2 protein-coding genes and 3 pseudogenes are annotated in these 6804 nt (G+C 62.0%); 2 read left to right on the top strand and 3 right to left on the bottom strand.

Annotation, left to right across the window (positions count from 1 at the left end):
- Window positions 1–155: 155 nt before the first annotated feature.
- The 3 pseudogenes from ACLFKU_RS04340 to ACLFKU_RS04330 all read right to left on the bottom strand — a co-directional run.
- Window positions 156–542 (bottom strand): annotated as a pseudogene (locus ACLFKU_RS04340) (type I restriction-modification system subunit M N-terminal domain-containing protein); the annotation flags it as partial.
- A gap of 376 nt (window positions 543–918) precedes the next feature.
- Window positions 919–2050 (bottom strand): annotated as a pseudogene (locus ACLFKU_RS04335) (integrase).
- Window positions 2051–2528: 478 nt separating this feature from the next.
- A pseudogene (locus ACLFKU_RS04330) lies at window positions 2529–3482 on the bottom strand (Rieske 2Fe-2S domain-containing protein); the annotation flags it as partial.
- 299 nt (window positions 3483–3781) lie between these two features.
- On the opposite strand from ACLFKU_RS04330, the gene ACLFKU_RS04325 reads away from it, so the two are divergent.
- Window positions 3782–5314 carry a diguanylate cyclase gene (locus ACLFKU_RS04325; RefSeq protein ID WP_368583283.1) on the top strand — a complete coding sequence of 511 codons (1533 nt, stop codon included), beginning with the start codon at window positions 3782–3784 and terminating at the stop codon, window positions 5312–5314.
- A gap of 172 nt (window positions 5315–5486) precedes the next feature.
- Window positions 5487–6794 (top strand): solute carrier family 23 protein, encoded by a 1308-nt coding sequence (locus ACLFKU_RS04320; protein WP_368583284.1) that lies wholly within the window; start codon window positions 5487–5489, stop codon window positions 6792–6794.
- Window positions 6795–6804: the final 10 nt, after the last annotated feature.

Genomic DNA, 6804 nt, shown 5'->3' with positions numbered 1-6804 from the left:
GCCGGCTTCTACGATCCCCTTCTTGGCCGGATCGGCCGGCGGGCATGGATCAATCCGGAAACCGTACCCCTCGGCGCATTCCGCGTAGGAGCGTTGCACGACAGGGTCGTAGGTGCAGGCACGCGTGGCGGATTCAACCGGTCGTAGTCGCGCGGCAATTTGCCCTTGAGATTCGCGTTGTCCCGCTCAACGGCGAGGATCGCATCATCGATCAACGTGGCGATGTCAGGGCGTGTCGCTTGATTCTGCAGGTTCGACCAACGCGCTTCGGGCGGCACCCAGAACACCCGCTCGGCGGTGTACTCGTCGCGCGATTCAAGCAGGCGTTCGAGCTGGTCGTCCTTGATGCCGTCGTTTACCAGTTCCGCACGTAGGTCGTCGCGGCGGCTCTCGAAACTGTCGGAGATGTATTTGAGAAATAGCAACCCAAGGACAACATGCTTATATTCAGCAGCGTCCACCTGGCCACGCAGAGTGTCGGCGGTTTTCCACAGTGTGTCTGCGTAGGTGAGGTCGATGGTGTTTGCTTCAGTACTCGCCATCAGTGCTCCGTTTTGGTTTCATTCATCGTGTCGCGTCCGTCCAATCTCATTGACCGCTGCTCGGAACGCTTAACGTTTGGCTAAGGGGCGTCCAAAAGCGCAGCTTTTGGACGCCCCGAGTGAGCGAAGCGAACGACTTGAGCCAATGTTTAGATTGCCCAGCCGAACGTTGGAAATTGTGCTAGCGGCGAGCATAACCCGCCGGGCGTCCGGCGTGCCGTTTTTGGGTCCGGGAGAATATTTGTGCGGTGCACATTCTCTGAAAGCAACTCCCTTGTTGAACAAAAATAACGGCCTCTACTTTTAGCCGCGGCGCCCAAAGGAGGGACACCTGGGACATCTTTGGGCAGGGCGTCTTGGGAAAAATCCGGCGCAGTTATGACAGCTTCTTTGCAAGATCCTCGGCCCTTGGATGGTAGTAACGCATCAACATGCGCGGGTCTTTGTGGCCCGTTATCTTTGTCAGCTCATGCATGGGGAATATCGATGCCAAGCGGGAGGTTGCCTCGTGTCGGAGGTCGTGAAAGCGAAGGTCCGTCAGGAATTTGCCGTCCGGTCTCTGTTGCGCAGCCCTTGACTCATCGATGTAAAGCATTCGAGCGCGCGCTACTGCGCGCTCGAATGCTCTCGTGACGGCGTCGCCGCGAATCTCGAACACGCGGCCGGCGGCGTCTTTGTCGATCCCGCTCGTATCATCCTCGGCGTGATCCCGCGCATCTTTCAGCGCCTGAAGAACAGCAACGGCGCGCGAAGATAGTGGTACGTCGCGAGCGTCTCCGTTTTTCGTTGAAGGCAGGTGCACGACGCGGCGATTGAGGTCTACATTCACCCACAATAGGGACACGATTTCACCCCGGCGCATCGCGGTCTCGACGGCCAGCCAGATGATGGAAGGGAGCAGTGTCGAACCGCTAGCATTGGCTACCCTTTCGAGTTCGCCGTCTTGTGTAGCACGTTGCGGGTCGGATTCTTCTCCGTCTACCGTGTTGAGTGATGCGTTGTTGACGGCAATGCGCCGAGTGCGAGCGTTGTTAGGTTGCGGCTTGCGGACCAGTTCGACCGGATTCGACAAGCTATCCATGCCCCATTCTTTGCGGGCGATGCTGAATACATGGGACAAGGACCGCCAAGCGGCGCAGGACCGTCGCGGGCTTATAGTCCTTCAGCCATTCGTCCCGGAGCTTTGCTATGTCCGCGCTGCGAATCGTTGCTAGCGGCCGCTTTGCGAGGTCGACTGCCTTGCAGGTCTTTAGAACCGACAATTCCTGCGCAGCCCCCTTCTTCGCCAGCGAGATTTCGTCCTCGTAGCGTTCCAGTGCCTCATAGAGAGTTGTTGTCTCGGCCTCGCTGCGGCTGACCCATATACCGCGCGACATTTCCGATTCGATCATACCGGCCCAAGCTTCCGCGTCCGCCTTGGTGTTGAAGGTCTTACTTTGTGCGGGGTAGCCGCGACGGCGTACCTGTGCCTCCCACTGGTAATGGCCGCGCTTTCGTATGGTCGGCATTTCTCGGTGCTTGCTCGAATGGAGTGTGGCGGAATTGTGGCAAATAATCGTGAACGGCGCTAGATCCGTTGGTGTATATAGCGCGGTTTTTACATTCGCAATGCGAAGGTCGGGAGTTCGATCCTCCTCCTCGGGATGCAGGGGATAGCCGTGTCCACAACTTCCGTCAACGTCACTGCTTCACACGCTTTAGCGCACGCACGTTCTGATCGCGTCCTTGATGCTCACGAACTCGGTGAGACTTATCTTCGCCGACCTGCTGCAACGATACTCAAAGATCTCACGCGAGCGCCCCATCGGCTGCCAGCCTCGAGGCGAGAACGTCTGGCCCGACTGCAGGCCATTCGGTTGCCACAACAAAACGACTTCGCGCCCGTATGAGAGCCCTTCAAGTGCGGTCGCATAGAAGACACCGTGATAACCCGCATCGAAATTGTCATTGGCGGAATCGTGAAACGGCTTCAGTACCTGACTGTTAGACGTTCAGGTTGCGCAGCCGGTGCATCATCCATTCAGCCTTGTCCTTACCATAGGCTTCGACGAGGCGCGGCATCACGCTTTCGTAGCCGGGACGCACCTGCGGATTCGGCATGTCGCTGAACAGTACGCTGTGGCCATTCCCGAAAGCGAACCAGCCGTCGTCGGTTTCGCTGTCGCCGGCGCCGAGCTTGCTGTAGTCGAGCGTGCCGCCGGGGGTATCGCCTTTCTTCGCATTCGACTCGCTGCGATGCTGCACGGTCGCAACGTAGTTGTAGTGCGCAGTGCTCACGTGGTAACCATCGAGACCGTTCTCGTTCTGCAGCTTCCAGTTGCCGTCGAACGCATAGGTCGACTTGCCGGGCAGTACGTCGAGCTCGCCGGTCGGCGACTGCGCGACCATCATGTCGAAGAAAATGCGCGCGTCGCCGAGATAATCTTCGAGCGTGTCGGTGCCGTCGACGTCGAGGCTCACGAACACGAAGCCCTTGTAGCTCGCGATGCGCGCTTTTTTCAGGCCGCGCACCGACTTGTCGAAGTCGTCGCAGTACTCGCCGGGCGCCTTCACCTTCACGAGGCGGCCGTCGTTCTTGTAGCACCATGCGTGGAACGGGCACGTGAAGGTCGACTGGTTGCCCTTGCTCATCCGCGTGAGCGTCGCGCCGCGGTGCTGGCACGCGTTGATTATCGCGTTCAGGTTGCCGGCGCCGTCGCGCGAGATGATCAGCGGCTGGCGGCCCGCCCGCATCGTCAGGAAATCGTTCCTGTTGGCGATCTCGCTTTCGTGGCACGCATATATCCAGGCCTTCTCGAAGATGTGCTCCATCTCAAGCGAGAACAACTCGGGCTCCGTGAACATCTCTCGGGCAATCCGGTACACGCCTTCCGCCGGGCGAAAGTCCAGACAGCCGCTAACGAATTCGCGCCATTCGGAGGCGCTGCGCTTCTCGCTCATGATGTGTCTCCCTCCTTGTGTCCAATCGTTTGAACGTGACAGGCTCGATTGAATACCCAAGTGAAGAGGCCAACTATCCAGCCAATATGCATTTGCTATCCGAATAATCTGGATGGCGCCTGGATAATCTGGCGATCGGGCGCAGACCCCCGCGGGCAAGAATCTGACTATGCAAACGTTTGCCAATGCGTCATGTCTGTTACGCTAACGTTTTCGTAGGTCGCGTAATTGACGGTATTGCCGGGACGCGGCCACCTCTTCACGCGCGACTTTCAGCGCAAGTCAAAAACCAAAAACGCATGGTGACGCGCGGACCGAACAACGTGATTGCGATCAGTGTCTTGCTGGCCGGCGCGATCCTCGCGATCGCCGTGTCGCTGCTCGCACAGATGCGCGAAGACGCGTTGCGGCGCGCGCAGGACTCCATCGGCAACATATCCCTGCTGGTCCAACGCGACGTGTCGCGCAATCTCGAGATTTACGACCTGTCGCTGCGCGCGGTGATCGACGGACTCAAGCAGCCGGGCGTGCTCGATCTGCCGCCGGCGATCCGCCAGATGGTGCTGTTCGACGGCGCGATCAGCGCACAGGACATGGGCTCGGTATTTGTGCTCGACGAGAACGGCAACGTGCGTTTCGATTCACGCGCGTGGCCGCCACGCGAACACAGCCACGCTGACCGCGATTACTTCAAGGTTCAGCGCGCTTCGCCCGACGTCGGCCTGTACATCAGCCGCCCGTTCAGCCAGAGCGGCACCGACGAGGACCTGCGCATCGCGCTGAGCCGGCGCATCTCGAGACCCGACGGCAGCTTCGGCGGCGTGGTGGTCGGCACGCTGCGGCTCACGTATTTCCATCGGCTGTTCGACGGCATGAAGCTCGGGCCGAGCGGCTCGATGGCATTGATGCTCAGCGACGGCACGATGCTGATGCGCCGTCCCTACGATCCGAAAACGATCGGCATCAACCTGACCGGCACGGCCAACTTCTCGCGCTTCGTCAAGCAGCCGAGCGGCGACTTCTTCGGCACCGCGGCGATCGACCGCGTCGAGCGCTGGTACGCGTTCCGCCACATCGACGGCTTTCCGCTGATCCTCGACGTCGCGTTGTCCACGCGCGACATCTACGTTCAATGGCGGCGGCGCGCATGGATCATCGGCACGCTGATCGTCGCGCTCGACGTGACGATCATCGCGCTCGCGATCCTGTTCTCACGCCAGTTGCGTTTGCGCCGCGCGGCCGAGGAAGAACTGCGCGAACTGGCGCGCACGGACGGGCTGACCGGCCTGAACAACCGCCGCACGTTCGAGGAGCACGTGAACGACGAATGGCGACGCGCGCAGCGCAACGGCAGGCCGCTGTCGCTGCTGCTGATCGATGTCGACAACTTCAAAGGCTTCAACGACCTGTACGGTCATTCGGCCGGCGACGAAGCGCTGATCGGCGTCGCTCGCTGCATCGCGCAGAACGTGCGGCGTCCGGGCGACACGGCCGCGCGGTTCGGCGGCGAGGAGTTCGCGGTGCTGCTGCCGGACACGGATGCGGCGGGCGCGCAGCGGATCGCCGAGCAGATTCGCGCGGCGGTGCAGGCGCTGCAATGCCGCCATGTGGCCAGCACGCATCACGTGCTGACGGTGAGCGCGGGAGCGGCCACCGCTCAGGGCGCGGCGTTCGCGACCAGCCGCGCGCTGGTCGACGCCGCCGACCAGGCGCTGTATCGCGCGAAGGATGCCGGTCGCAATCGGGTGATGGCGTACGGCGCGACGATGGGCGACTCTTCGCCGGCCAGCGCCGCTGTGACGCCGGATATCGACGCGCGCGGCGCGGAGTGACGCGCACCCGAGCCGTGCTTGTCAACCCGCTTCATGGCCTGCTTCATGGCCCGCTTCATAGCCTGCTTGCCAGCCCTTATCGCTCTCCGTAAACTCGCGCGTAACTTCGCCGGACCCACGCCGCAGCGCGTGATCGGCATACACCACGCCGACCCTGAGGAGAATTCCCGCGATGGCCGCATCCTATTTCCCCCGCTGGCGCCGCCAGCCTGCCGCCGCCGAGGGCGGCATCGTCGGCATCGACGAACGGCTCGGCTGGCCGCAGATGTTCGCGATGGGCGTCCAGCACGTCGTCGCAATGTTCGGCTCGACCGTGCTCGCACCGCTGCTGATGGGCTTCGATCCGAACCTGGCCATCTTCATGTCGGGCATCGGCACGCTGTTGTTCTTCGTGCTCGTCGGCGGGCGCGTGCCGAGCTACCTCGGTTCGAGCTTCGCGTTCATCGGTCTCGTGATCGCGGTGACCGGCTACGGTGGACACGGCGCGAACCCGAACATTCCGGTCGCGTTGGGCGGCATCATCGCGTGCGGTGTTGCGTACGGGGTGATCGGGCTGATCGTGTCGGCGGTCGGCACGGCCTGGATCGAAACGCTGATGCCGCCGGTCGTGACCGGCGCGATCGTCTGCGTGATCGGTCTGAACCTCGCGCCGATCGCCGTGCATGGCGTGAGCGGCAGCAATTTCGAATCGTGGATGGCGCTCGTCACGGTGCTGTGTGTCGGCGCGGTCGCGGTGTTCACGCGCGGCATGCTGCAGCGTCTGCTCATCCTGATCGGCCTGCTGCTCGCCTACGTCATCTACGCGATCGTCACGAACGGCCTCGGCATGGGCAAGCCGATCGATTTCTCGATCGTCCAGAACGCCGCGTGGTTCGGCATGCCGCACTTCATGTCGCCGGTGTTCGACCCGCACGCGATGACGCTGCTCGCGCCGATCGCGGTGATCCTCGTCGCCGAAAACCTCGGCCACATCAAGGCCGTCAGCGCGATGACGGGACAGAACCTCGACCGTTACATCGGCCGCGCGTTTCTCGGCGACGCGCTCGCGACGGTCGTATCGGGCTTCGCGGGCGGCACCGGCGTGACCACATACGCGGAAAACATCGGCGTGATGGCGGTCACGAAGATCTATTCGACGCTGGTGTTCGTGATCGCCGCGTTGATCGCGCTCGTGCTCGGCTTCTCGCCGAAGTTCGGCGCGGTGATCCAGACGATTCCGGGGCCGGTGCTGGGCGGCGTGTCGATCGTCGTGTTCGGGCTGATCGCGGTGACGGGCGCGCGCATCTGGGTCGTCAACAAGGTCGACTTCTCCGATAACCGCAATCTGATCGTCGCGGCCGTCACGCTCGTGCTCGGCGCCGGCGACTTCTCGCTGAAGCTCGGCAGCTTCGGGCTCGGCGGCATCGGCACAGCGACGTTCGGCGCGATCATTCTGTACGCGCTGTTGAGAAGGAAGCCGACGCAAGGGCCGGTGGCCTGAGCGTCTTTTA

The sequence above is a fragment of the Paraburkholderia sp. EG304 genome (assembly GCF_046543485.1).
Taxonomy (GTDB): domain Bacteria; phylum Pseudomonadota; class Gammaproteobacteria; order Burkholderiales; family Burkholderiaceae; genus Paraburkholderia; species Paraburkholderia youngii.
The sequence above is the reverse complement of the archived record's forward strand: the minus strand, read 5'-3'. Positions and strand labels throughout refer to the sequence as shown.